The organism is Kitasatospora sp. NPDC093806, assembly GCF_040683335.1.
GTDB lineage: Bacteria > Actinomycetota > Actinomycetes > Streptomycetales > Streptomycetaceae > Kitasatospora.
In genome coordinates, this window is sequence record NZ_JBFBDO010000002.1 from 229,801 (window position 1) to 254,242 (window position 24,442).

The 24,442-nt window shown below is 71.4% G+C and carries 21 protein-coding genes; 6 read left to right on the top strand and 15 right to left on the bottom strand.

The genetic code is table 11. The features are described from left to right. Window positions 1-31: 31 nt before the first annotated feature. The 6 genes from AB0N76_RS03355 to AB0N76_RS03380 all read right to left on the bottom strand — a co-directional run bounded on the left by AB0N76_RS03355 (window position 32) and on the right by AB0N76_RS03380 (window position 3,511). Window positions 32-1,099, bottom strand: a complete 1,068-nt coding sequence (locus AB0N76_RS03355) for a CU044_5270 family protein (protein WP_363552592.1) — start codon at window positions 1,097-1,099, stop codon at window positions 32-34. After that, complete coding sequence (locus AB0N76_RS03360) at window positions 1,096-1,725, bottom strand: RNA polymerase sigma factor (protein ID WP_363552594.1); 630 nt, start codon at window positions 1,723-1,725, stop codon at window positions 1,096-1,098. The genes AB0N76_RS03355 and AB0N76_RS03360 overlap by 4 nt, the downstream gene beginning before the upstream one ends. Window positions 1,726-1,812: 87 nt before the next feature. Further along, on the bottom strand, window positions 1,813-2,073 hold the full coding sequence (locus AB0N76_RS03365) for a Txe/YoeB family addiction module toxin (RefSeq protein ID WP_363552596.1): 261 nt from the start codon (window positions 2,071-2,073) through the stop codon (window positions 1,813-1,815). Beyond that, window positions 2,070-2,300, bottom strand: coding sequence for a type II toxin-antitoxin system prevent-host-death family antitoxin (locus tag AB0N76_RS03370; protein WP_363552598.1), 231 nt, complete (start codon window positions 2,298-2,300; stop codon window positions 2,070-2,072). Before AB0N76_RS03370 ends, AB0N76_RS03365 begins: the two co-directional genes overlap by 4 nt. Window positions 2,301-2,417: 117 nt before the next feature. After that, window positions 2,418-2,633: a DUF397 domain-containing protein gene (locus AB0N76_RS03375; protein WP_363552600.1), complete on the bottom strand. Its 216-nt coding sequence runs from the start codon at window positions 2,631-2,633 to the stop codon at window positions 2,418-2,420. Then, on the bottom strand, window positions 2,630-3,511 hold the full coding sequence (locus AB0N76_RS03380; protein WP_363552602.1) for a helix-turn-helix transcriptional regulator: 882 nt from the start codon (window positions 3,509-3,511) through the stop codon (window positions 2,630-2,632). Before AB0N76_RS03380 ends, AB0N76_RS03375 begins: the two co-directional genes overlap by 4 nt. A gap of 219 nt (window positions 3,512-3,730) precedes the next feature. Here AB0N76_RS03380 and AB0N76_RS03385 point away from each other — a divergent pair, with 219 nt between their 5' ends. Further along, the gene (locus AB0N76_RS03385) at window positions 3,731-4,168 is read left to right on the top strand and encodes an ATP-binding protein (RefSeq protein ID WP_363552604.1); all 438 of its coding nucleotides are present in this window, start codon (window positions 3,731-3,733) and stop codon (window positions 4,166-4,168) included. Between the two features lie 141 nt (window positions 4,169-4,309). Here the strand turns inward: AB0N76_RS03385 and AB0N76_RS03390 are convergent, their stop codons facing one another. Further along, complete coding sequence (locus tag AB0N76_RS03390; protein ID WP_363552606.1) at window positions 4,310-5,590, bottom strand: transposase; 1,281 nt, start codon at window positions 5,588-5,590, stop codon at window positions 4,310-4,312. 51 nt (window positions 5,591-5,641) lie between these two features. Between AB0N76_RS03390 and AB0N76_RS03395 the strand changes: the two genes are divergently transcribed. Beyond that, window positions 5,642-5,896: a hypothetical protein gene (locus AB0N76_RS03395; RefSeq protein ID WP_363552608.1), complete on the top strand. Its 255-nt coding sequence runs from the start codon at window positions 5,642-5,644 to the stop codon at window positions 5,894-5,896. A gap of 120 nt (window positions 5,897-6,016) precedes the next feature. Then, on the top strand, window positions 6,017-6,586 hold the full coding sequence (locus AB0N76_RS03400) for a hypothetical protein (protein ID WP_363552610.1): 570 nt from the start codon (window positions 6,017-6,019) through the stop codon (window positions 6,584-6,586). 90 nt (window positions 6,587-6,676) lie between these two features. On the opposite strand, the gene AB0N76_RS03405 is transcribed toward AB0N76_RS03400, so the two are convergent. The 5 genes from AB0N76_RS03405 to AB0N76_RS03425 all read right to left on the bottom strand — a co-directional run bounded on the left by AB0N76_RS03405 (window position 6,677) and on the right by AB0N76_RS03425 (window position 16,308). After that, window positions 6,677-11,623 (bottom strand): NAD-glutamate dehydrogenase, encoded by a 4,947-nt coding sequence (locus tag AB0N76_RS03405; protein ID WP_363552612.1) that lies wholly within the window; start codon window positions 11,621-11,623, stop codon window positions 6,677-6,679. 319 nt (window positions 11,624-11,942) lie between these two features. After that, the gene (gene pruA, locus AB0N76_RS03410; RefSeq protein WP_363552675.1) at window positions 11,943-13,568 is read right to left on the bottom strand and encodes an L-glutamate gamma-semialdehyde dehydrogenase; all 1,626 of its coding nucleotides are present in this window, start codon (window positions 13,566-13,568) and stop codon (window positions 11,943-11,945) included. 199 nt (window positions 13,569-13,767) lie between these two features. Then, window positions 13,768-14,439 (bottom strand): HAD hydrolase-like protein, encoded by a 672-nt coding sequence (locus AB0N76_RS03415; RefSeq protein ID WP_363552614.1) that lies wholly within the window; start codon window positions 14,437-14,439, stop codon window positions 13,768-13,770. A gap of 88 nt (window positions 14,440-14,527) precedes the next feature. Then, window positions 14,528-15,037 (bottom strand): hypothetical protein, encoded by a 510-nt coding sequence (locus tag AB0N76_RS03420; protein ID WP_363552616.1) that lies wholly within the window; start codon window positions 15,035-15,037, stop codon window positions 14,528-14,530. 176 nt (window positions 15,038-15,213) lie between these two features. Further along, a complete protein-coding gene (locus AB0N76_RS03425; RefSeq protein WP_363552618.1) occupies window positions 15,214-16,308 on the bottom strand; it encodes a patatin-like phospholipase family protein in 1,095 nt (364 codons plus the stop codon). 396 nt (window positions 16,309-16,704) lie between these two features. Here AB0N76_RS03425 and AB0N76_RS03430 point away from each other — a divergent pair, with 396 nt between their 5' ends. Continuing rightward, window positions 16,705-17,196: an Rv3235 family protein gene (locus AB0N76_RS03430; RefSeq protein WP_363552620.1), complete on the top strand. Its 492-nt coding sequence runs from the start codon at window positions 16,705-16,707 to the stop codon at window positions 17,194-17,196. 98 nt (window positions 17,197-17,294) lie between these two features. Here AB0N76_RS03430 and secA read toward each other — a convergent pair whose 3' ends face one another. Then, window positions 17,295-20,057, bottom strand: a complete 2,763-nt coding sequence (gene secA / locus AB0N76_RS03435; RefSeq protein WP_363552622.1) for a preprotein translocase subunit SecA — start codon at window positions 20,055-20,057, stop codon at window positions 17,295-17,297. Window positions 20,058-20,308: 251 nt separating this feature from the next. Here secA and AB0N76_RS03440 point away from each other — a divergent pair, with 251 nt between their 5' ends. Further along, window positions 20,309-20,914, top strand: coding sequence for a GNAT family N-acetyltransferase (locus tag AB0N76_RS03440; protein WP_363552624.1), 606 nt, complete (start codon window positions 20,309-20,311; stop codon window positions 20,912-20,914). A gap of 132 nt (window positions 20,915-21,046) precedes the next feature. Beyond that, a complete protein-coding gene (locus AB0N76_RS03445) occupies window positions 21,047-22,291 on the top strand; it encodes a crosslink repair DNA glycosylase YcaQ family protein (protein WP_363552627.1) in 1,245 nt (414 codons plus the stop codon). A gap of 38 nt (window positions 22,292-22,329) precedes the next feature. Here AB0N76_RS03445 and AB0N76_RS03450 read toward each other — a convergent pair whose 3' ends face one another. Further along, a complete protein-coding gene (locus AB0N76_RS03450; RefSeq protein ID WP_363552629.1) occupies window positions 22,330-23,088 on the bottom strand; it encodes a response regulator transcription factor in 759 nt (252 codons plus the stop codon). Window positions 23,089-23,316: 228 nt separating this feature from the next. Then, window positions 23,317-24,009: a ribosome-associated translation inhibitor RaiA gene (gene raiA / locus AB0N76_RS03455; protein ID WP_363552631.1), complete on the bottom strand. Its 693-nt coding sequence runs from the start codon at window positions 24,007-24,009 to the stop codon at window positions 23,317-23,319. Between the last annotated feature and the right edge of the window lie 433 nt (window positions 24,010-24,442).

The window sequence follows — 24,442 nt, forward strand, 5'->3', positions numbered from 1 at the left end:
AGCTTCACCTGTCGTTCTTGGTTCTCCTGGCTCAGGCGTTCGTCTTGGGCTCCTCCCCGGCCTGGTCGACGACCGTGCGGCCGAGCACGGCCGAGTGGCCGATCACCGTGCCGGGCTTGCCCATCTCGCTGCCCTCGCCGACGACCACCTCGCGCTCGCCGAGGAACTCGTGGGTCTTCGGGTCGAAGATCCACTCGGTCCGGGTGCCGGCGTTCACGTGCGCCACGGCCACCCCGTGCCGACCGGAGGCGTCCACGGAGTCGTCCACCACGGTGACGCCGGGGATCTTGGCCGCCGCCCGGTAGAGGGCCGCGCTGACCGCCGGCGGGGCGAGCTGCTCGCGCAGCAGGTCGCCGATGGTCGCGAAGGCCTCCTGGTCGGGGGTCTGGCCCTGGCCCTTGGTCTCCGTGTAGATCTTCTTCAGCAGCGCGTCCGGGTCGGTCGGCAGCGCGGCCAGGTACTCGTAGGTCGCGGCGCCCAGGGCCGGCTTGGTGATCGGGTCGAGCCACTCACCGCCGTCCGGGCGCGGCGCCGGACGGTTGTCGCCCTGCTTGGTCGCGGGCGTCCCGGTCTTGCGGCCCTCCTCCTTCAGTACGCCCCACTGGCCGCCGTCCACCGCCAGCCAGATCTGGCGGCGGTGCGCCGGGTCGACCTTCGCCTCGCCGGTGGCCAGGTTGAGGCCGGAGAACGCGACCAGGCTGTCCACGTAGACGAACTGCTTCTTGCCCGGCTTCGGGTCGGGCTTGCCGGCGGCGGTGTCGGCCGCCTGGGTCAGCAGCTGGACGGCGCCGACGGGCGCCGCGTTCAGCGTGGTGCTGCTGTTGCCCCCCGACTGCTGCCCCTGTGCCTGCCCCTGCGCCTGCTGCTGCGGCTGACCGTCCCCGCCCCCACCGCTCAGCACCACCACCAGCGCCAGCCCGCCCGCGAGGGCGGGGACCGCCACCCACCCGAGCTTGCCGCGCCGCGCCCGCACGGGCTTCTGCTCCCGGATCTCACTCATCAGATGTCCCCTCAACAGCCGGTGGCGGTCGGCGGAGAGCTCGGGCCTCGCCGGCGGCGGCAACAGCCGGGCCAGTTCGGCGCGTTCGTCCTCGTTCATCGGCTCGTCTCCCGTATCGACCGGGCCGCAACGGTGCGGCCACCCCGTACCTGTCCGGCCCCCGAACGGAGTTCCCGGCCGTTTCGCAGTTCTTCCTCCACCAGCGCGCGCAGCTTCGTCCGGGCGCGCGACAGCCGCGAACGCACCGTCCCGACCGGCACCCCGAGGGCCTCGGCGGCGCTCACGTAGTCCAGCCCCGCCCACACGCAGAGCCCGAACACGTCCCGCTCGGCCTTCCGCAGCCCGCCGAGCGCCCGCCGGGCGGCCGCCAGCTGCGCGCTGTCGTCCAGCCGGCTGACCAGCTCGTCGGCGAAGTCCGGTACGACGTCCCGCTCGGGCATCCGCTCCATCGCGGCCCGGTGCCGCCGCGCCGCCCTGCCGGTGTTGCGCAGCACGTTGGCGGCGATCCCGAACAGCCACGGCCGGACGGACTCCTCACCGTCCCTGAGCTTGCGCCGCAGCCGCCACGCCTCCAGGAAGGTCAGCTGGACGACGTCCTCGGCCACCGCCCAGTCCCCGCAGACCCGCACCGCGTACCGGTACAGGTCACCCGCCGATTCGTCGAAGAGCTCCCCGAACGCCCACTGGTCCCCATCCCGTATCCGTCCCCGCTGCGACAGTTCCACACCCCCACCTGTCCGCACCCCAGCACCGAGTTCCCAAAACCACGGCGGGCCCACGCCCAAGGACGCGGACCCGCCGGGAAGGAACGTTCAGCGCGAGTAGTGGAAACGAGCCTGGTGAATGATCAGCTCGCCCGCAGTCGGCTCATAGATCAGCCGGTGTTCGTCGGTGATACGGCGAGACCAGAGCCCCGCGAGATCACCCTTCAGCGGTTCCGGCTTGCCGAGTCCCTTGAACGGGTCCCGGATCGCATCCTTGACCAGCTCGTTGATCTTCCGAACGACCTTCTTGTCGGTCGCCTGCCAGTACAGGTAGTCGTCCCAGCCCTCGGGAGTGAAGGCCAGCTTCACTCGGGGTCGACCAGGCTGCGGTACTCGAACCGGCCCTCGGCAGCGGCCTGCCGGGACGCGAGCAGACGGCGGGCGTTCTCCGGCGAGCTCAGGAGGTACTCGGTCTCGTCCGGTTCGGCCGTGTCCTTGACCAGGCGCAGCACGTGGCGGCGCACTTCCTCGACCTGCTCTGGCTCCAGGTGCTCGATGAGGTCGAAGAGGTCGCTGTAGTCGGGTGCGGTGGCCATCCGGACTCCTTCGTTGGGCGGCTCCCACTCACGATAACGCCGGCAGTCCCGCCAGGGACACGCCGCAGAAGGGGCCAGACCCGCATCCGAAGACGCGGGCCCGCCGGGAAGGAACGTTCACTCGCCGACGCCGAACTCCCCCGCCCGAACACCTGCGACGAACGAACCCCAGGCGGCAGCGGAGAAGACCAGAGACGGACCCGCCGGATCCTTCGAATCACGCACCGGAAGCACTCCGGGGAACCCGTCCGCGATCTCGATGCACTCGTTGTCGCCACCGCTGTAGGTGCTCTTCCGCCAACTGGCTGCGGAGAGGTCGAAGGTCTGCGTCATGTACCGAGCTCCTCGATCGAATGGATCAGCTCCAGGGACTCCACAGGGGAGAGAGCCTTGGTGCGGACATCGTTCCAGAGCCCCACATACGCCTTCACCTGATCGGAGCGCTCCAACCACATCGACCCCGACGGATTGTCGAGAAGCACGACGTCCAACGCGGAGGCGGCGGGAAACCCGAGGATCACATACGGACCCGCCATACTCGCGTGTGCCCCCACCCGGAACGGCACCACCTGCACCGACACATTCGGCATTTCCGCAGCCGTCAACAAGTGGGCGAGCTGGGCACGCATCACAGCGGGTCCACCGACCTGCTGGCGCACCGCGCCCTCCGCGAGCACGACCCACACGTTCAACGGGTCTTCCGCTATCAGGCGGTGCTGCCTCATGAGCCGGGCTTCCACGAACTGTTCGATCTCCGCCGGATCGGACCAACTCCGGCTGGCGACCGCCAACGCCCGCGTGTAGTCCGGGGTCTGCAACAGCGCCGGAATCGTCTGGCTCTGAAAGGTCCGCACCGACGACGCCACCGCTTCCAAGGCGATGAAATCCCGGTAGGTCTCGGCCAGCACGCTGCCGTACTGGCTCCACCATCCCGCCTTACGACGCTTGTTGGCCGATCGTGCCAACTCGGTCAATCGCTCGTGAACTGCCGGCTCATCGGCTCCGTACAGCCGAAGCATCGCAGTGAGATCAGGGCCGCGGACAGGACTGCGCCCGTTTTCGATTCGCGAAATCTTGCCCTTGGTGCAATCCAGTTCGACAGCCACGGCTGTCGTCGTCAAACCGACGCGCTCCCGCATGGTGCGCAGCTCATCACCCAACTGCCGCCCCAGAACCGTGGATGGCGCACTCGACGGACGTTCCCCTTGCATGCCGCCTCCTCTGATCCACAGTCAGTTTGCGCCCCCGGTCAGCACAGAGGCAATCCGCGCCCCCTTTCCCCGAGAAACGTTGCAAACGATCTCGAAGCGGGAGCATGCTACATCCCGTAGTCGAGCGCAATACAAAGCGTCACCATTGCGGGTCGGCTACCGGGCATCCTCATGCCCGATTCCGCGTTCACCCCTCACCCCACCGGAGGTGGCTCCCCCATGCCCGGAACCGACAGGCCCGCCCACCACCCCTTCGGCGCCCGCGACTCCTGGTTCCCGCGCTCGCGCAGATCGCCGCAGCTCGCGCGGCAGCTGCTGCGCGAGCTGCTGGACGAGTGGCCGGGCGGCGAACGCTTCGTCGAGGCCGGGGAACTGCTCACCTCGGAGCTGGTCGGCAACGCCGTGCTGCACTCGGGGATGCCGGGGCGGCTGATCCGGGTGTTCTTCGACGTCGACGACGACCGCCTCCGCATCGAGGCGCACGACGCCGGCGAGCGCCTGCCCATCCCCCGATACCCGACCACCGAGGACACCCGCGGCCGCGGCCTGCTCCTCGTCGACGCCCTCTGCCTCAAGTGGGGTTACGCCGCACGCCCGGACGGGATCGGCAAGGTCGTGTGGTGCGAGTGCGGCCCCTGGCCACTCACCGCCGAGTGACCCCGACACCCAGGGCTGGGGTCGCCCCCACCCTCCCCCACGTTTCCCCAGCACTTCGCACGCACCGTGGCGGATGTGTTACTTCGCGCATCATCAACAGAACTTGAAGTGCTCTCCCGGCTGAAGCCGGGAGAGTCCTGCTTACCTTGCGGCAGCGGGCTTGACGCGCTTCGCGCGCCTGACGACTGCCCTCCCGGCAGCCGGGACGAGCGCGTGGCCCATCCGGTACAGGTGCAGGATGTTGCGGGCCGCGTTGTGGTCGGCGTTGCCGGACCAGCCGCAGTCCGGGTACTTGCACACAAACACGGCCTGGGATTCCCGACTGCCCGGCGTGGTGTGGCCGCACGCGGAGCAGCGTCGGGAGGTACCGGGGGCGGGGACCTTGTGCAGGGTGCCGCCATGCCGGACGGTCTTGTACGTCAGCATGGTGATGGTGCGACCCCATGCCTGTCCGCTGATGGCGCGGTTCAGCCCGGCCTTGGGGGCGACGTTCCTCCCCGGCTCATCGATGGTTCCCTTTGCGGACTTGACCATGTTCGTGATGGTGAGTGCTTCGACCACGGCGGTGGCGTAAGTGCGGGCGATGGCGGTGGTCGTCTGGTGCTGCCAGTCCAGGGCCCGGCGCTTGGCTTTCGCGCGCAGTCCTGCGATCCGGTCGTAGGTGCGGTGCAGTCTGCGGCTGGTCGGCTCACCGGGCCTGCGGTGGCTTTTGCGCTGCGCGGCACGCTGCTCCAGGTGCAGGAGCCTGGCCTTTTCCTTGCCGGTCAGCCATTCGCCGTGCCGGTACGTTCCTCCGTTCGAGAGGGCGATGGCCACGGTGACGCCCATGTCGATGCCGACCTCCGACCCTGGGTGGGGTGCAGGCTTGATCTCCAGGGTCTGGACGCGGAAGGCGATATGCCAACCGAGCGCGTCCTTGACCAGCCGGGCTCCGGTGATCCGGTTCTCCGCGTCGGCACACTTGCCTACGGGAAGGCCCTTGGTCCACCGGAACCGGACACGGCCCACCTTGGGGATGTTGACCTGTCCCCACCGTCGGTGCACGCGGACGATGTTCAGGTCCCGGCCCTGCGGAATGTCCACGGACATCACCGTCCGGTCCCGGCCCTTGAATCTCGGGGCGCCAGCGCGGCCGTCCCAGCAGTTCCTCCACGCCTGAACGTACGTCTTGAGCACCGCCTGCGCGGCCTGCGCGGGCAGGACAGCGAGAAAGTCGATGTCCTGGCGGGCTTGTCGGATCGCGGCGTCCGCGTTCGCGAAAGTCCGACCTTCCTTCGGCATCATCTGCCACCAGGCATGCAGAAGGTTCCACATGGTGCGCGCCGCGTGCGCCTGGCCATCAGCCTTCGACACCCCGGCGGGCGAGAGCACAAGCCGGGCTCGATGCCCGAAATGCCGCCTGATCAGGGTGTCTTGGCTCATAATCGCAAGCCTAACGATGGCTTATGTCACCGCGCTGGAATCCTCATCCTGGTGTCAGAGCCGGTCGCCATGTTGCCCACAACCTGCATGTTCACTTGGTTTTTTCACCAAGTACCGGCGGAAGATGTTCACCGACGCCACCCTCACCCGCACACGGCCTTAGACGCGGTCGACGACGACGCCCGGACCCAAGGCGCCCACACGCTCGGCCTGAGCGTCTTCGACTTCAACACGAGTGCCCGCAGCCTCTACGAGTCGCTCGGCTACGAGACAACCATGGTCAAGATGCGAAAGCACCTCGTCTGAGGGGCGATGCCCGGATTCGAGGAGCGTCGAAGGGCTTGGCGTGCGGGGTCCGGGCCCGGTGAGACTGGGGGCCCCGGACGCAACGAGCCCCCCGCCGAAGCGACTTCAGGAGAGTACGTCATGAGAATCCCTCGTTCCCTCGCTCCCCGCGCCGGTGTCGTCCTGGGCGCCGCGCTGATGGCCGCCGGACTGCTGGGCGGGCCCGCCCAGGCCGCCGACGGCGCCCCGCCGGCGGGTGCGCCCGCGATCATCGCCACCGCCCCCGCCGCCCCGGCCGCCGTGTCGGACGGCACCCAGACGATCATCCGCGCCACCGCCGGCCTGTCCCGCGGACAGAGCTGGTCCTCGCCCGACGGCAGCACCGTGCTGTCCCAGCAGTACGACGGGCACGTGGTGCTCTACCGCAACGGGGTCGCGATCTGGACCGCCGTCGGCACGTACGGCCTCGGCACCTACTTCTACGTGCAGGACGACGGCAACCTCACCGCCTACGACGCCGCCTGGCGCCCCCTCTGGGAGAGCCGCACCGGCCGCCACCCGGGCGCCTACCTCGCCATCCAGAACGCCGGCAACCTGGTCGTCTACTACGGCAGCACCCCGCTGTGGTGGTCCAACTTCCGCCCCGGCACCACCGGCCCCATCGACCCCGACCCCGAGTGCACCCCCACCACCCACCAACTCTGCCCGTAACACACACCCCCCGGCGCCATCGGCGCCCCGGAAAGGCGGCGGGCCCGCGTCCATCAGGACGCGGGCCCGCCGTTCACTGCATCAGCCTCGTCAGCGCATGGTGCCCGTGCGGAGCAGGGTGCGGATGACGCGCATCGCGACGGAGAGGCTGGACAGCTCGTAGTTGTCCGAACCCCTTATGTCGTCGAGGGTGTTCTGGGCGCGGTTCAGCAGGGTGGAGTTGAGGTCCGCCCAGGCGGTGTAGCGCTCCTCGGGGGCGGCGCCGTCGGGGCCGCAGGCCAGGATGTCGGCGGTCAGGGCCGCGTGGGCCGCGAAGAGGTCCTCGCGGATGGCGGCGCGGGCCATCGACGACCAGCGGTCGGTGCGGGGCAGCTCGATGATGCGGTCGAGCAGGTGGGTGATCTGGAGGCGGTCGGCGAGGTCGTAGTAGAGCTCGGCGACCTCGGCGACGTCCTTGCCGGACCGGTCCGCGACCTCGGTGATGTCGAGGGTCGGGAAGGTCGAGGACAGGCCCGCGATCCGGGTGGCGAGCTCCTCGGGGACACCGGCCCCGGCGAGCTCCTGGTAGACCGACTCGAACCAGGCGAGGTCCTCGCCGCGCAGCGGCTTCGGCAGCGAGCCCCAGACCTGGTTGACCCGGTCGTGGAAGAACGCGATGGTGCCGGCGATGTCCAGCGGCTGGCGCCGGTTGTTGAGCATCCACCGGGTGGCGCGCTCGACCAGGCGGCGCGAGTGCAGGCGCATCTTGGTCTGGGCGCGGGCCGGGACCCGGTTGTCCAGGGCCTCGATCTCGGACCAGATCTCCTCCAGGCCGAAGACGGCCCGGGCGGCGGTGTGGGTGCGGGCGATCTCCTCGTAGGTGGCGCCGGTCTCCTCCTTCAGACGGAAGGCGAAGGTGCAGCCACCGCGGTTGATCGTGTCGTTGACGATCAGCGTGGTGATGATCTCGCGGCGCAGCGCGTGCTGGTCGATCTGCTCGGCGAACCGGGCCCGCAGGGCGCTGGGGAAGTAGTCGTGCAGCGCGGTGCGGAAGTACGGGTCGTCGGGCAGCTCGGTGGCGAGCAGCTCGTCGGCCAGGGTGATCTTGGTGTAGGCGAGCAGGACGGACAGCTCGGGCTGGGAGAGCCCGCGGCCGTTCTGCTGGCGCTCGCGGATCTGCCGCTCGGCGGGCAGGAACTCCAGGGCCCGGTCGAGCTGGCCGCCGGCCTCCAGGCGGTTGATCATCCGGGAGTGGACGTTGACCATGCTGTGCGCCTGGGCGACGGCGTTGGCCAGGACCACGTTCTGCGCGTAGTTGTTGCGCAGCACGAGGTGGCCGACCTCGTCGGTCATCTCGGCGAGCAGGGTGTTGCGCTGCTTGACCGTCATGTCGCCGTCGGCGACCACCTGGTTGAGCAGGATCTTGATGTTGACCTCGTGGTCCGAGGTGTCGACGCCGGCCGAGTTGTCGATCGCGTCGGTGTCGACCCAGCCGCCGGTGGACTGCGGTCCGCCGGTGGCTGCGTACTCGATGCGGCCGAGCTGGGTGCAGCCGAGGTTGCCGCCCTCGCCGATGACGCGGGCGCGGACCTGCTCGCCGTTGACCCGGATGGCGTCGTTGGCCTTGTCGCCGACCTCGGCGTTGGTCTCGGTGGAGGCCTTGATGTAGGTGCCGATGCCGCCGTTCCAGAACAGGTCGACGGGCGCCTGCAGGATGGCCTTCATCAGCTCGGCCGGGGTGAGCTTGGCGGCCTCGATGCCGAGCCGCTCGCGCACCTGGGCGGAGACCGGGATCGACTTGGCGCTGCGCGGGAAGACGCCGCCGCCGGCCGAGACCAGCGACTTGTCGTAGTCGTCCCAGGAGCTGCGCGGCAGGTCGAAGAGGCGGCGGCGCTCCGCGTAGGAGACGGCCGCGTCCGGGTTGGGGTCGAGGAAGATGTGGCGGTGGTCGAAGGCGGCGACCAGGCGGATGTGCTCGCTGAGCAGCATGCCGTTGCCGAAGACGTCGCCGGACATGTCGCCGATGCCGACGACGGTGAAGTCCTCGGCCTGGGTGTCGTGGCCGAGCTCGCGGAAGTTGCGCTTGACCGACTCCCAGGCGCCGCGGGCGGTGATGCCCATGCCCTTGTGGTCGTAGCCGGCGGAACCGCCGGAGGCGAACGCGTCGCCCAGCCAGAAGCCGTAGGACTCGGCGACGCCGTTGGCGATGTCGGAGAAGGTGGCGGTGCCCTTGTCGGCGGCGACGACCAGGTAGGTGTCGTCCTCGTCGTGGCGGACCACGTCGGCCGGGTGGACGACCTCGCCGGCCACCAGGTTGTCGGTGATGTCCAGCAGCGCCGAGATGAACGTCTTGTAGGACGAGATGCCCTCGGCCAGCCAGGCGTCCCGGTCCACCGACGGGTCCGGCAGCTGCTTGGCGACGAAGCCGCCCTTGGCGCCGACCGGCACGATGACGGTGTTCTTCACCATCTGCGCCTTGACCAGGCCGAGGATCTCGGTCCGGAAGTCCTCACGCCGGTCGGACCAGCGCAGACCACCGCGGGCGACCTTGCCGAAGCGCAGGTGCACGCCCTCGACCTGCGGCGAGTAGACCCAGATCTCGAACGCCGGGCGCGGGGCCGGCAGGTCCGGGATCGCCTTCGGGTCGAACTTCATCGACACGTAGGAGTGCCACGCGCCCGAGCCGTCGTGCTGGAAGAAGTTGGTCCGCAGGGTGGCCTTGATGAGGTGCAGGAACGAGCGCAGGATGCGGTCCTCGTCCAGCGAGACGACCTCGTCCAGCGCGCCGGACAGCTCCTCCAGGATGCCCTCGGTCAGCTCGGCGGCACCCGAGCGGTGGCTCGGGCTCAGCCGGGCCTCGAAGAGGTTCACCAGCAGGCGGGTGGTGTGCGTGTTGTTGCGGAGCGCGTCCTCCATGTAGTCCTGGGAGAACGTGGAGCCCGCCTGGCGCAGGTACTTGGCGTACGCGCGCAGCATCATCGCCTGGCGCCAGGTCAGCCCGGCGGTCAGGACCAGCTCGTTGAAGCCGTCGTTCTCGGCCTTGCCGGTCCAGGTGGCGGCGAAGGTCTCCTGGAAGCGCTCGCGCGCCTCGTCGGTGAGCTCGACGGCCTCGCGCAGCCGCAGGCCGAAGTCGTAGACCCAGGCGGTGGTGTGGTCGGAGCGGGTGAGCGCGTACGGGTGCTCGTCCAGCACCTCGACGCCGAGGCGCTGGAGGACCGGCAGCACCTCGGTGAGCGAGATCGGGCCGCCCACCCGGTAGATCTTGAAGCGGCGCTCGTCGTCGCCCGCGCCGACCGGCTGGTACAGGTTCAGGCGGAAGTCGCCGTCGCCCTGCAGCGACTCGATCTGCTTGAGGTCGGCGACGGCGGTGCGCGCGGTGAAGTCGGCGCGGTAGCCGTCGGGGAAGGCGTTGGCGTACTTGCGGGAGAGCTCGGCGGCCTTCTCCTCGCCCAGCTCGACGTGCAGCTGGTCGTTGAAGCCGTCCATCCAGAACCGGGCGGCCTCGGCCAGCTTGGCCTCGATCCGCTCGACCTCGGCGTCGGTCAGCTGCGGCAGCTCACTGCCCGGGGTGACCCGGACGACGAAGTGCAGTCGGGTCAGCACCGACTCGGTCGACCAGACGGTGTAGTCGATGGAGGCGCCGTTGAGCTCCTGCATCAGGATGTCCATCAGGCGCAGCCGGATGCGGGTGGTGTAGCGGTCGCGCGGCAGGTAGACCAGCGCGGAGAAGTAGCGCCCGTACTCGTCCTGGCGCAGGAACAGCCGCAGTCGGCGGCGCTCCTGCAGGTAGAGCACGCTGGTGGCGATCTGGAGCAGCTCGTCGGCCGGGGTCTGGAAGATCTCGTCCCGGGGGAAGGTCTCCAGGATCTGCAGCAGGTCGCGGCCGTCGTGGCTCTCGGTGGAGAAGCCGGACTCGGCGATGACGTCCTGGACCTTGCGGCGGACGACCGGGATGCGGGCGACCGACTCGGTGTAGGCGGCGGCCGAGAACAGGCCGAGGAAGCGGCGCTCGCCGATGACCTCGCCGTTGGCGTCGAACTTCTTCACGCCGACGTAGTCGAGGTAGGCGGGGCGGTGCACGGTCGCCCGGCTGTTGGCCTTGGTGAGGACGAGCAGCTTCTTCTCGTGGGCCTTGGCGCGGACTGGGGCGGAGAGCCGGCCGAAGGCCTCGCTGACCGAGTGGTGCTGGTCGTCGTGGCCGATCGGGTCGGAGCGCAGGATGCCGAGGCCGGTGCCGGCGACGGCCTTCAGGACCTCCTCGCCCTCGTGCTCGACGAGGTCGTACTCGCGGTAGCCGAGGAAGGTGAAGTGGTCGTCGGCGAGCCAGCGCATGAGCTCCCAGGCCTCGCCGACCTCCTGCTCGGGCAGGCCGGTCGGGGGCTGCTCGGCCAGCTCGTCGGCCAGGCGCAGCGCGGAGTCGCGCATCTTGCCCCAGTCCTCGACGACCTCGCGGACGTCGCCGAGCACGCGGCGCAGGTCGGTCTCGATCGCGCGCAGGTCCTCGCGGTCGGTCTCGCGGTCGATCTCGATGTGCATCCACGACTCGACGATCGCGTCGGCCGGCCACTCGGTGCCGGCGGCCTGGCTGCGGGCGCAGGCGTCGACGTCGAGGATCTCCAGCAGCTTGCCGGTGATGTCACGGCGGACGACCAGCTGGGGGTGGATGACGACGTGGATCGCGCGGTCCTGGCGGGACAGCTCGTTGGTGACCGAGTCGACCAGGAAGGGCATGTCGTCGGTGACGACCTCGACCACGGTGTGGCCGCAGGACCAGCCGTTCTCCTCGACCGAGGGGGTGTACACCCGCACCTCGGCGGTGCCCTGGGGCCGCTTGAGCCCGAGGCGGTAGTGGGAGGCCGCCGCGCCGTACACGTCGACCGGGTCGCGGTGGACCATGTCCTCGGGCGCGGTGTGGAGGTAGTAGTGGTGCAGGTACGCGGACAGAGCGCCGTTGCTCAGCCCCTCACCCGGCGCCGCTCCCCCTACCTGGCTGTTCTCAGCGGCTGCTGCTGCCTTCTTGAGCAGTTCGGCCTTGGCTGCGTCCAGCTTGGTCTGCATGACTTCTTGGCTCCTGTCGCGCGCCGTTGCGTGACTCGGTGGTGGTGTGGGTGTGCACCGCCGGGTCTACCGCAATCCTGCCGCACCTTCCTGCTGAAAGGGGCCCATGGCACGCATGAAACACCTCTACAGCGGGTAGGACGAAACATTCGGCCTGCGGAGCCACCCGACGACGCCAGCCAGCCTAACGGGATCATTCGAAGGTGTCAGGAGCCAAGCAGGCGCAAACCTGCAGGAAGATCGGGCCGTCCTGGACAGCTTGTCCAATCAGCCTGCCGGTTTGCGCCGAAAGCCGAACCTCGCTGCGGGTCTTGCCCGGTCAGCCCATGTGCGGGTAGCCGTGCTCGGTCGGCGGGACGAAGGTCTCCTTGATCGACCGGGCCGAGGTCCAGCGCAGCAGGTTCTGCGCGGCGCCCGCCTTGTCGTTGGTGCCGGACGCCCGCCCGCCGCCGAAGGGCTGCTGGCCGACCACCGCGCCGGTCGGCTTGTCGTTGATGTAGAAGTTCCCGGCGGCGAACCGCAGCGCCTCCACCGCCTGCGCGATCGCGTAGCGGTCCTGGGCCACCACCGCGCCGGTCAGCCCGTACGGCGCGCCCCCGTCGACCCGGGTCAGCACGTCCTCCCAGCGGGAGTCCTCGTAGACGTGGACGGCCAGGATCGGGCCGAAGTACTCGGTGCGGAACATCTCGTTGCGGTGGTCCGAGGAGACCAGCACCGTCGGGCGGACGAACCAGCCGATCGCGTCGTCGTACTGGCCGCCGGCCGCCAGTTCGACGGTCGGATCGGCCTTCGCCCGGTCGATCGCGTCCCGGTTCTTCTCGAACGCGCGCCGGTCGATCAGCGCGCCCATGAAGTTCGACAGGTCGGTGACGTCGCCGACGGCCAGCGCGTCCACCTCGCCGAGGAAGTCGTCCTTGATCCGCTGCCAGACGCTGCGCGGCAGGTACGCGCGGGAGAGCGCCGAGCACTTCTGGCCCTGGTACTCGAAGGCGCCCCGGATCAGCGCGGTCTTCAGGATCTCCGGGTCCGCCGAGCGGTGCGCCAGCAGGAAGTCCTTGCCGCCGGTCTCGCCGACGATCCGCGGGTACGTCCGGTAGCCGCCGATGTTGGCGCCGACGGTCTGCCAGAGCGACTGGAAGGTGGCCGTCGAGCCGGTGAAGTGCAGCCCGGCGAGGGCCGGGTCGGCGAGCGCCACCGCGGACAGCTGCTGCCCGTCCCCGGTGACCATGTTGATCACCCCGGGCGGCAGCCCGGCCGCCTCCAGCAGGCGCATCAGGTGGTGCGCGGCCAGGGTCTGGGTCGGCGCGGGCTTCCAGACCACCGTGTTGCCCATCAGCGCGGGCGCGGTCGGCAGGTTGCCGGCGATCGCGGTGAAGTTGAACGGGGTGATCGCGTAGACGAAACCTTCCAGCGGGCGGTGGTCGGTCCGGTTCCACACCCCGGGTGAGGAGACCGGCTGGTCGGCCAGGATCTGCCGGGCGAAGTGGACGTTGTAGCGCCAGAAGTCGATCAGCTCGCAGGCCGAGTCGATCTCCGCCTGCTGCGCCGTCTTGGACTGCCCGAGCATGGTGGCCGCGTTCAGCGTGTCCCGCCACGGGCCGGCCAGCAGGTCGGCGGCGCGCAGGAAGACCGCCGCCCGGTCGTCGAAGGACAGCGAGCGCCACTCCCGGCCGGCGGCCAGCGCGGCGTCCACCGCGGCCCGGCCGTCCTCCCGGGTGGCGTTGCCGAGCACGCCCAGCTTGGCGGCGTGGTGGTGCGGCTGGACGACGTCGATCCGCTCGCCGCCGCCGAACCGCTGCTCGCCGCCGATGGTCATCGGCAGCGGGACCGGCTCGGCCGCCAGCTCGTCCAGCCGGCGCACCAGCCGGTCCCGCTCCGGACTGCCGGGCGCGTAGCCGCGCACCGGCTCGTTGCCCGGGACCGGGACCTGGGTGACTGCGTCGATGGGCATGGCGGGCTCCGCTCCTCGTCACGGCGGCCGACCCGTTCCGACGACGGGCCCGGCGCCCGTCCAGCCTGACCAGCCGCGGGCCGGTTCGCCCGCCCGGACACGCCAACGGAGGGCGTGGCGCGCGCCACGCCGCCGGTGCGTCCGCCGTTCCGGCTCGGCCCGCCCGCTCGGCCCGCCCGCTAGGCGCGCCCGCTCAGCCGACCAGGCGGGTCGCCAGCTCGACGGCCTCCGCCAGGGTGTCCACCACCGGCACGCCGACCGGCTCCAGCTTCTCCCGGGTGTGCGAGCCGCCCGTGTACAGCACCGCGTGCGCGCCCGCGCTCAGCGCCGCCAGCGCGTCGTCCGCCGCGTCCCCGATCAGCACCGTCCGCGCCGGGTCCACGTGCCCGCCGTCGGTGTGCTCGCCGAGCGCGGCCAGGTGGCGGACCAGGTGCTCCGCCTTCTGCCCGCCGGCCGGGCCGCTGCGCCCGTCCACCCGCAGGAACTGCCCGGACAGGCCGAAGCCGTCGACCACCGGCAGCAGCCGGTCGTGCTGGTACATGGACAGCAGCGACTGGCTGTGCCCGGCCGCCCGCCAGCCGTCCAGCAGCTCCCGGGCGCCCTCCGTCAGACCGCAGGCGGGGCTCAGCTCGTGGTAGCGGTCGTGGAAGGCGTCGTCCAGGCGCAGCCACTCGGCCTCGGAGGGCATCCGGCCGAGCAGCCGCTGGTAGAACTTCGGGATCGGGATCTCGTACTGCTCGCGGTACTCCTGCAGCGTCATCGGCCCGACGCCGATGGTCGCGAAGGCGGCGTTGCTCGCGCCGAGCACCGCTTCCATGTCGTGGAAGAGCGTGCCGTTCCAGTCCCAGACGATGTGTGTGCGCACGCGTGAACGGTAACGCCGGGCACCGACAAGCCGGTAGGACGGGGCTCACGCCGCCCGACCTGCGCGGGGCCCCGGGCGGGCGGGGGCCTCAGGCCAGCAGGGCGGCGATCTCCTGGGTGGCGTACCAGAGCAGGTCGTGGTCCTCGGCGCCGTCCACGGTGAACTGGGCGTCCTGGTCGCCCGCGTCGGCCGCCGTCACCGCCGCGACCGCCGCTGCCACGTCCTCCACCACGTCCTGGTCGGCGACGTCCGCGTGCACCGAGGCCGCCTTGGCCAGCTTCACCGGTCCGGCCAGCACCACCCGGCCCAGCGAGGCCTGGTCCTGGTACTCGTCGCCGGGGAACGGGCGGACGGCGGAGTCGGCGACGTCCAGCGCGACCACGACGCGGCGGCGCGGGGCCTGCGGGTCGGCGGCCAGCAGCCGGAGCGAGGACTGGGCGGCCCGGTTCAGCGCCGCGTACTCCAGCTCCTCCAGGTCGTCGCTGACGTACCACTCGCGCAGCGCGGGCGTCACGGCGTACGCGGCGGACTGGTCCAGCGCGCCGCCGGAGTGCGCCGCCGCCAGGCCGGTCAGGGTGGTGGGCACGTACACGCGCATCGGTGGCACTCTCCGGTTCGTCCAGCGGCACAGCTTCCAGCGCCCCAGAATAAGCGCCGGACGCGCCCCTGTGATCACCCCCGTCGCACCGACCCGGGCGCACGGCCACCCTCCGCACGCCCCCAACCCCACGCCGGGCCTCGGTGCCCTCCCGTCGCCCCGGCACCCCCGGGGCCTCAGCGCACGCCCTCCAGGGCCGTGCGGCAGCTGCGCAGCGCGCTCTCCAGGACCGGGCCCCGGCGGGTCGGGTCCATCAGGTTCGCCCCCATCACCGCCAGGTCCGCCGGGGTGGGCGCGAGCAGGTGCACCCGGACGCCGCCCGCCCGCAGCAGGCCGGCCTCGCGCAGCAGCTGCCGGGTCACCGACCGGCGGTAGCGGCCGACCAGCTGGGCGAGCACTCCGTGCGGGCGCTCCCCTCCGCGCCGGGCGCGCGACGTACCGGACGCGCCCTGATCGGGCTCCGAGCGCCCGGGCGGGTCGAGCCGGAGCGCCATCGGGGCGAGCACGTACACCTCGTCCAGGCCCCGGTCGAGCAGCAGGTCGGCGTTGGTGGCCGACCAGCAGCCGCCGTCCACGTACGCCGCGCCGGCCACCCGGACCGGGGCGAACCAGCCGGGGATCGCGCAGGAGGCCATCACCGCCTCGCCGACGCCGGCCGGCGGCGCGTCCGGGTCCCCGAAGACCACCCGGTGCCCGCTGCGGTAGTCCACCGCGACCACCCGCAACGCCGAACCCGCCGAACCCGCCACCGGACCGCCCGACCCCGCCGGACCACCCGCCGGCCCGCCGAACAGGCCGTCGACCAGCTCGCCGACCCGCGCCAGCGAGCCGCGCCCGTGCGGCGCCATCGCCGAGACCATGGTGAGCAGCGGGTACTCGCGCGGATGCCGGACGGCGTCCCGCAGCAGGCCCGGCGAGCCGATGCCCGCCCGGGGCCGCGGCGGCAGCGCGCCGCCGACCGCCGTGGCGTAGTCGAAGTCCACCCCGGCCAGCGGCCCGACCGTGACCGGCAGCCCGCGCTGGTGGTCCCGGAGCTGGTCGGCGCCGACCCCGCCGGCCAGCAGCGCGGCGAGGATCGCGCCCGCCGAGGTGCCGAGCAGCACGTCGGCGTCGCCCGGACGCCGGCCGGTGGCCTCCTCGACCGCGCAGAGCGCGCCGACCGTCCAGGCCGCGCCGAGCATGCCCCCGCCGCCCAGCACCAGACCGCGCCGGGGAGCGCCGTCGGTGGCCGCCGACGCGGCCGCCCGCGTCCCGGATACCCATGTCGTCATACCGGCCGCCTGTCCTCGTCGGGGCGGTGGTGGTCCGGACCGGGCGTCGCCGTCCGTCCCGGCTCCGATCGTGCGCGTCGACCCGGTGGGGGCGCAACGCCCCGTCCTGGCGAACGGGACCGTCCCCCTTCGGGCTCCCCCGCCCGCTCCGGCACGTCAACGCCGTGCCACCGGGGTCTCCCGGGCGCCTGCCCCCGCACGGCCGCACTCACCCGGATAGGTGAACTTCGGAACGGCCCGGGGGCCGGCCGGAAAGCCGTTGCCGCCCCTCGCGAGGGGCGGCTAGCAAGGTCCCGTCCGTACTCGCACCACCGCCCGACCGCACCACCACACGACCGCACGACCGCACGACCGCACGACCGACCCCGTCCCGCCCCGCCGCCCCGAGGAAGGCCCATGGCCACCTGTCCGAACCGCGCCGCCCCGCCGCTCGTCCCGCCCGCCGTGCTGTCGGCGCGCCCGCACCGCTCGCGCGGCACCGCCCGGGACCACCACCATCCGCCCGCCGCCGAACGCCGCCCGCGCCACCCCCGGACCGCCTGCGCCCCCGCTCCGGGCCACGCCCCGCAAGCCGGGCTGAGCACCCGCTTCGCCCACCGGCTGGTGGAGGTGCTCACCGGCGCCCGGCCGTCCGGCCAGCTGCTGCGGCACACCACGCTGGCCTGCTACGGCCAGCTCTCCGCGCTGGTCCGGGCCGGCACGCTGAGCCGGGCGCACGGCGCCGAGCGGCCGCGGCTCGGCCCGGTGCACGACCGCTCGCCCTCACCGGGCGCCGTCGAGGCCTGCGTCCGGGTCGACCTCGGGGCCCGGCACCACATGGTGGCGTTCCGGCTGGAGCCGCGCGGCCCGGCCGGTCAGTGGCAGTGCACCGCCGTGGAGGCCCGATGAGCACGCCCGCGCTGACACCCCCGGGAACGGCGCAGGGCGCCACCCCCGTACGGGAGCGGCGCCCTGCGCGGCGGCGGGCCGGACCGGCCGGCCTCGCCTCAGCTCTTGCGGCGGCGGCCCTTGGCCGACCGGGCGGCCTTGCGGCGCTCGGCGCGGGTCAGCCCGTCGCCCTCGTCCTCGGCGCCGAGGTCCTCGAAGTCACCCTCGACCACACCGCCGCCGACCTCCTCCGAGGGGGCCGTGTAGTGCAGGCGCTGCGGCTTGGGGGCCTCCAGGCCCTTGGCCTTGATCTCCGGGCGGGCGGCGTCCTTCTCCAGCTTGTCGAGCAGCACCGCGGCGTCCTCGACCGGGACCTCCTCGACCTGCTGCTCGACCTGGACCTCCAGGTTGAACAGGTAGCCGACGGACTCCTCCTTGATGCCCTCCATCATCGCGGTGAACATGTCGAAGCCCTCGCGCTGGTACTCGACCAGCGGGTCGCGCTGCGCCATGGCCCGCAGGCCGATGCCCTCCTGGAGGTAGTCCATCTCGTAGAGGTGCTCGCGCCAGCGGCGGTCCAGCACCGAGAGGACGACGCGGCGCTCCAGCTCGCGCATGATCTCCGCGCCGAGCTGGTCCTCACGGGCGCCGTACTGGCCCTGGACGTCCTCCTGGACGGACTTGGTGAGGAACTCGGGCGTGAGGCCCGCGGTGCCGCCGGCCTCCTCCTCCAGCTCCTCCAGGTCCAGGGTGACGGGGTAGAGCTGCTTGAGCGCGGTCCACAGCTTCTCGAGGTCCCAGTCGTCCTCGAAGCCCTCACCGGTGGCCGCCTTGACGTACGCCTCGACGGTGTCGTCCATGAAGTGGCCGACCTGCTCCTGCAGGTCCTCGCCCTCCAGCACGCGGCGGCGCTCGCCGTAGATGACCTCGCGCTGGCGGTTCAGCACCTCGTCGTACTTGAGGACGTTCTTGCGGATCTCGAAGTTCTGCTGCTCGACCTGGGTCTGCGCGGAGGCGATGGCCCGGGTGACCATCTTCGACTCGATCGGCACGTCCTCGGGCACGTTGGCCATCGAGAGCACGCGCTCGACCATGCCGGCCTTGAACAGGCGCATCAGGTCGTCGCCGAGCGACAGGTAGAAGCGGGACTCGCCCGGGTCGCCCTGACGGCCGGAGCGGCCGCGCAGCTGGTTGTCGATCCGGCGGGACTCGTGCCGCTCGGTGCCGAGGACGTAGAGGCCGCCGGCCTCCTTGACCTCGTCCTGCTCGGCCTTGACCGAGGCCTTGGCCTTCTCCAGCGCGGCCGGGAACGCGGCCTCGTACTCGTCCGGGGTGTCGGTCGGGGTGAGCCCGCGCTGGGCCAGCTCGGCCGCCGCCAGGTGGTCGGCGTTGCCGCCGAGCATGATGTCGGTACCGCGGCCGGCCATGTTGGTGGCGACGGTGACGGCGCCCTTGCGGCCGGCCTGCGCGACGATCTGCGCCTCGCGCTCGTGGTGCTTGGCGTTCAGCACCTCGTGCGGGATGCCGCGCTTGCGCAGCTCCTGCGACAGGTACTCGGACTTCTCCACCGACACGGTGCCGACCAGCACCGGCTGGCCCTTCTCGTGCTTCTCGGCGATGTCCTCGACCACGGCGGCGAACTTGGCCGGCTCCGACTTGTAGATCAGGTCGGGCTGGTCGATGCGCAGCGGCGTCTTGTTGGTCGGGATCGGCACCACGCCGAGCTTGTAGATCTGGTGGAACTCGGCCGCCTCGGTGGTACCGGTACCGGTCATACCGGCCAGCTTGTCGTACAGGCGGAAGAAGTTCTGGAGGGTGATGGTGGCCAGGGTCTGGTTCTCGTTCTGGACCTCCACCCCCTCCTTGGCCTCGATCGCCTGGTGCATGCCCTCGTTGTAGCGGCGGCCGGCGAGGATACGGCCGGTGTGCTCGTCCACGATCATGACTTCGCCGTTCATGACGACGTAGTCCTTGTCGTTCTTGTAGAGCTCCTTCGCCTTGATGGCGTTGTTCAGGAAGCCCACCAGCGGCGTGTTCACCGACTCGTAGAGGTTGTCGATGCCGAGGTAGTCCTCGACCCGGGAGACGCCCTCCTCCAGCACGCCGACGGTGCGCTTCTTCTCGTCGACCTCGTAGTCGCGGTCGATCTTGAGGCGCTGCACCAGCTTGGCGAAGTCGGCGTACCACTTGGTCGCCTGGTCGGCCGGGCCGGAGATGATCAGCGGGGTACGGGCCTCGTCGATGAGGATCGAGTCGACCTCGTCGACCACCGCGAAGTTGTGGCCGCGCTGGACGAGTTCGTCCTTCGACCAGGCCATGTTGTCGCGCAGGTAGTCGAAGCCGAACTCGTTGTTGGTGCCGTACGTGATGTCCATCCCGTACTGGCGCTTGCGCTCGGCGGGCGTCATGTTGCCGAGGATCACGCCGACTTCGAGGCCGAGGAAGCGGTGCACCCGGCCCATCCACTCCGAGTCGCGCTCGGCGAGGTAGTCGTTGACCGTGATCAGGTGCACGCCCTTGCCGGTGAGCGCGTTGAGGTACGCGGGCAGGGTGCCGACCAGGGTCTTGCCCTCACCGGTGCGCATCTCGGCGACGTAGCCGAGGTGCAGGGCCGCGCCACCCATCAGCTGGACGTCGTAGTGCCGCTGGCCGAGCACGCGCTTGGCGGCCTCGCGGACGGTGGCGAACGCCTCGGGGAGGATGTCGTCCAGGGTCTCGCCGTCGGCGAGCCGCTGCTTGTACTCGTCGGTCAGCGCGCGCAGCTCGGCGTCGGTGAGGTTGACGAAGTCCTCTTCGATGGAGTTGACCTGGGCAGCAATCCGCTGCAGCTTGCGAAGGATCTTACCTTCGCCGGCGCGCAGGATCTTGTCGAAGACGGACACGTGAGCGGGCTCCTTGCCTGTATTGGCACTGGACGACTGCACGGTGGGTCCACCCCACCGCACGGGCCATCGTATGCGAGGAGTCCAACGCCCCGGGAGGTGCGTCAGCACGCTATTCCCGTGTCACCCGTGCGAGCACATGGCCCGATAGTCTCCCCCACCGGGGCAAACCGGGCGGCAGGCCGGGGAGTCGAAGATCTCACTCCGTTAATCGGATGCTCGGATTCTTCCCTGCACGGAATAATCCGGTCATGGAAGAACAGCCGGAGCACCAGCCGGAAGCACAGCCCGGGACGCCGCCCGTCGGAACCGTCGAGCCCGTCGTCCTCACCACCGAGCGCCTGATCCTGCGCGCCCCGCGGGAATCCGACATCGACGCGGTATTCGCCGCCTGCCAGGACGCGGAGATCCAGCGCTGGACGGTCGTCCCCAGCCCCTACCGACGCGAGGACGCCGAGTTCTACGTCCGCGAACTCGCGATCGAGGGCTGGCGGACCGGTGAGAACCGGATCTGGTCGGTGTTCGAGCGCGAGTCCGGCGCGCTGGTCGGCTCCCAGGGGCTGATGGCCTGTCCGGGCCGGTCGGGCGTCGCCGAGGTCGGCTGGTGGGCGACCAAGGAGTTCCGCGGCCGCGGCTACACCGCCGAGGCGGCGCGCGCGGTGGTCCGGTACGCCCTCACCGAGCTCGGCCTGCGCCGGGTCGAGTGGCTGGCCTACGTGGGCAACGAGGGCTCCCGCGCGGTGGCCGAGAAGGTCGGCTTCAGGTTCGAGGGCACCCTGCGCTCGTACGCGGAGCAGCGCGGGCGGTTCCACGACTCCTGGGTCGCCGGCCTGCTCGCCACCGACCTGACCGACTGAGCCGAGCCCAGCCGGGCTCCGGACGAGCCGCCCCGGCCCGTCCGGAGCCCGACCAGCGGGCCCCGGACGGGCCCCGGGCGGGCTCCCGTCGGGCCGGGCCGGTTGTCGGACCCCCGGTCTAGGCTCGCCGGCATGACCGCCTCGACCCCTCGCCCCGCCGCCGGTCCGTCCCGCACCGGTTCCTCCCGCACCGGCGCAGCCGCCGGCCCCGCCCCGGTGACCACGCTCGGCGCCGACGAAGCCCGCCGGATCGCGCTGCGCGCCCAGGGCCTGCTCGGCGCGCCGGACCGCCGCGGCGGCGTGCGCGGGGTGCTGCGCCACCTCGGCTCGGTGCAGCTCGACACCATCTCGGTACTGGCCCGCTCCCACGAGCTGGTCCCCTACGCCCGGCTCGGCGCGGTCGGCCGCCCGGCCGTCGAGGCGGCGTACTGGGGCTCCGGGGCGAGCTTCGAGTACTGGTCCCACGCGGCCTGCATCCTGCCCGTCGAGGAGTGGCCGCTGTTCGCCTTCCGGCGCCGCCGCTACCGCGCGAACGCCCACGTCTGGGGCAAGCAGGTCGACGAGGCCACCTACCGCTCGGTGCTCGACAAGCTGCGCGCCGAGGGCCCGCTCACCTCCACCGAGCTGGGCGGCGCCAAGAAGACCGCCGACTGGTGGGACTGGTCCGACACCAAGATCGCGGTGGAGCGGGCGCTGGGCTTCGGCGACGTCGTCTGCACCGAGCGGCGCAGCTGGAAGCGCGTCTACGCGCTCGCCGAACAGGCCATCCCGGCCGAGCTGTTCGGCACCGACCCGACCGACGAGGAGTGCCTGCGCACCCTGGTCGCCCAGTCCGGCGCGGCCCTCGGCGTGGCCACCCGGACCGACCTGCTCGACTACCACCGGCTGCGCCCCGAGCAGCTGGACCCGGTGCTGGCCGACTCCGGCCTGGTCCCGGTCCAGGTGGCCGGCTGGGGCCCGGACGGCACCCCCGCCGCGGCCTGGGCCGACCCGGCGGCGCTCGCCACCGCGCCGCGCGGCCGCCACCGCACCACGCTGCTCTCGCCGTTCGACTCGCTGATCTGGGACCGCCCGCGCACGGAGCGGATCTTCGGGATGCTGCACCGGCTGGAGGCCTACACCCCCCGGCACAAGCGGGTGCACGGCTACTTCGCGATGCCGCTGCTGACCGGCGGCCGGCTGGTCGGCCGGGTCGATCCGGCCCGCGAGGGGCGGACCCTGGTCGCCCGTCAGGTCTCGCTGGACTCCCCCGGGCACCTCGGCGCGCTGGCCGACGCCCTGCGCGAGGCGGCCGGCTGGGTCGGCTGCGACGCCGTCCGGGTGGAGGCGCTGCACGACGAGACGCTGCGCCCGGCCCTGGAGAAGCTGCTGGCCTGACCCCGCGGCGGGGCGGCCGGGTGCCGCCGGCCGGCCCGTCACCCTATTTCGAGGATCTTCTCCCGCATCGCGTACACCACGGCCTCCATCCGGGAGTGCAGCTGGAGCTTCTCCAGGATGTTGCGCACGTGGTTCTTCACGGTGTTCTCGCTGATGAACAGCTCCTTGGCGATCTCCCGGTTGTTCATCCCGGTGGCCACCAGCTTCAGCACCTCCAGCTCGCGGTCGGTCAGCCGCGGCGCCGGCACCAACTCCCGCTCGTCGGAGCGGCGCTGGATCATCGACTTGAACTCGGTGAGCAGCTTGGACGCCATCGACGGGCTGATCTGGGACTGCCCGTCGGCGACCGCGCGGATCGCGGTGGCGACCTCGTCGGTGGAGATCTCCTTGAGCAGGTAGCCGGTGGCCCCCGCCTTGATCGCCTCGTAGAGGTCGGCCTCCTCGTCGCTTATCGTCAGCATGATGATCTTGGTGCTGGGCGCGACGTCCTTGATCGCCGTACAGGCCTCGATCCCGCTGCGGCGCGGCATCCGAACGTCCATCAGGATGATGTCGGGCAGCAGGTCGGCCGCCTTGAGCACCGCCTCGGCGCCGTCCCCGGCCTCGCCGACGACGGTGATGTCCTCCTCCTCGGCCAGCACGATCTCCAGGCCGCGGCGGAACAGCGCGTGGTCGTCCACCACCAGGACGCGGATCGGCTCCCCCCGCCGGGGGGCGTACTCGGGCTCCGCCCCGAGACCGGGCGACACCCCCGAGACCGGCCTGCCCGCGGGCCCCAGCCCGAACTGATCCCCCATCCGCTCCTCCCCCGTCGCCGGTCGTCGTGCGCCAATCATTCCACGGCCGGGGGCTCCTCCGGTCACCCTCCGGTCACCCTCCGCCGCCGATCACCCCGCACCGGGCGCCCGCCCCGGCGTCCGCGCGCCCCCGCGACCGCCCCCAGAACGCCCCGGGAACGCCCCCGGAACGCCGGTGACCCCGGCGGCACGGCCGCCGGGGTCACCCCTTCCACACTGCTCGGACGGTCAGTCCTCGTCGTCACCGACACCGATCGCACCACCGGCACCGCCACCCTCGACGGCCGAGCCGTCGGCCTTCAGGTGGATCACGCCGTAGTGGTAGCCGTGCCGGCGGTAGACGACGCTCGGCAGGCCGCTGTCCTTCTCCACGAAGAGGTAGAAGTCGTGGCCGACCAGCTCCATCGCGTAGAGCGCCTGGTCGAGCGCCATCGGGGCGGCCGGGTGGGTCTTCTCCCGGACCACCAGCGGGCCTTCGCCCTCCACTTCCAGGGAACCCATCATGGTCTTGCGGACGGCCCCGTTGGTCTCGCCCTCCGCCGACGCCGTCTCGGGCAGCGCGGCCAGGGCCGCGGTCGCCTCGGCGACGCTGATCGGGGTGCGGCCGTTGCCGCCCTTGTGGACCCGCCGCCGGTCTGCGGACTTGCGCAGTTGGGCATCGAGCTTCGCCGAGGCCAGGTCGAGCGCCGCGTAGGGGTCGGCGGCGGCGGCCTCGGCCCGGATCACCGGGCCACGGGTACGGAGCGTGATCTCCACGCGGTCGGACCGGTCGGCCTGCCGCGGGTTGTGTTCCTTGGACACCTCGACATCGAGGCTGATCGCCTTGGTGTCGAACTTCTGGACCTTCTCCAGCTTCTCGGCCACGTGATCCCGGAACCGCTTGGGCAGCTCGGTCTTGCGGCCCTTGACGACGATGTCCACGCAGAACTCCGATCCCTCGTTCTGTCGCCGATCCGGGTGCTACCGGATCGGGCTGAGACCCAGCCGGACCAGCCAATCCTTCTGCCGGCCCTCCGCCCCGCCGGCAACGGCGGGAACGACTGGCCCTCACCTCACTTCCTCCCCACCAGGGACGGTTGAAACCCCCTGGAGCCTCATCGAACACCTCACACGGGGTTTTCGCCTCCCCAGCGGAGAGTTGGGGGCATGACCGGTGTCATGGGCTGGCGGTCAAGCTGCTGACCCCTGTCTACCCTCCTGCGAGTGAAACACAGGTAAATACCTGGACAACACCCCCCGTACGGCGCATTCTTTGCTCACTCTCCGTGCCTGACCCGCGAGGAGCGGCCGTGCCGCCGACCACCGCACCACCCCGTCCGCAGTCCGCCCGGGGGCCGTTCGCCCACGCCCTCAC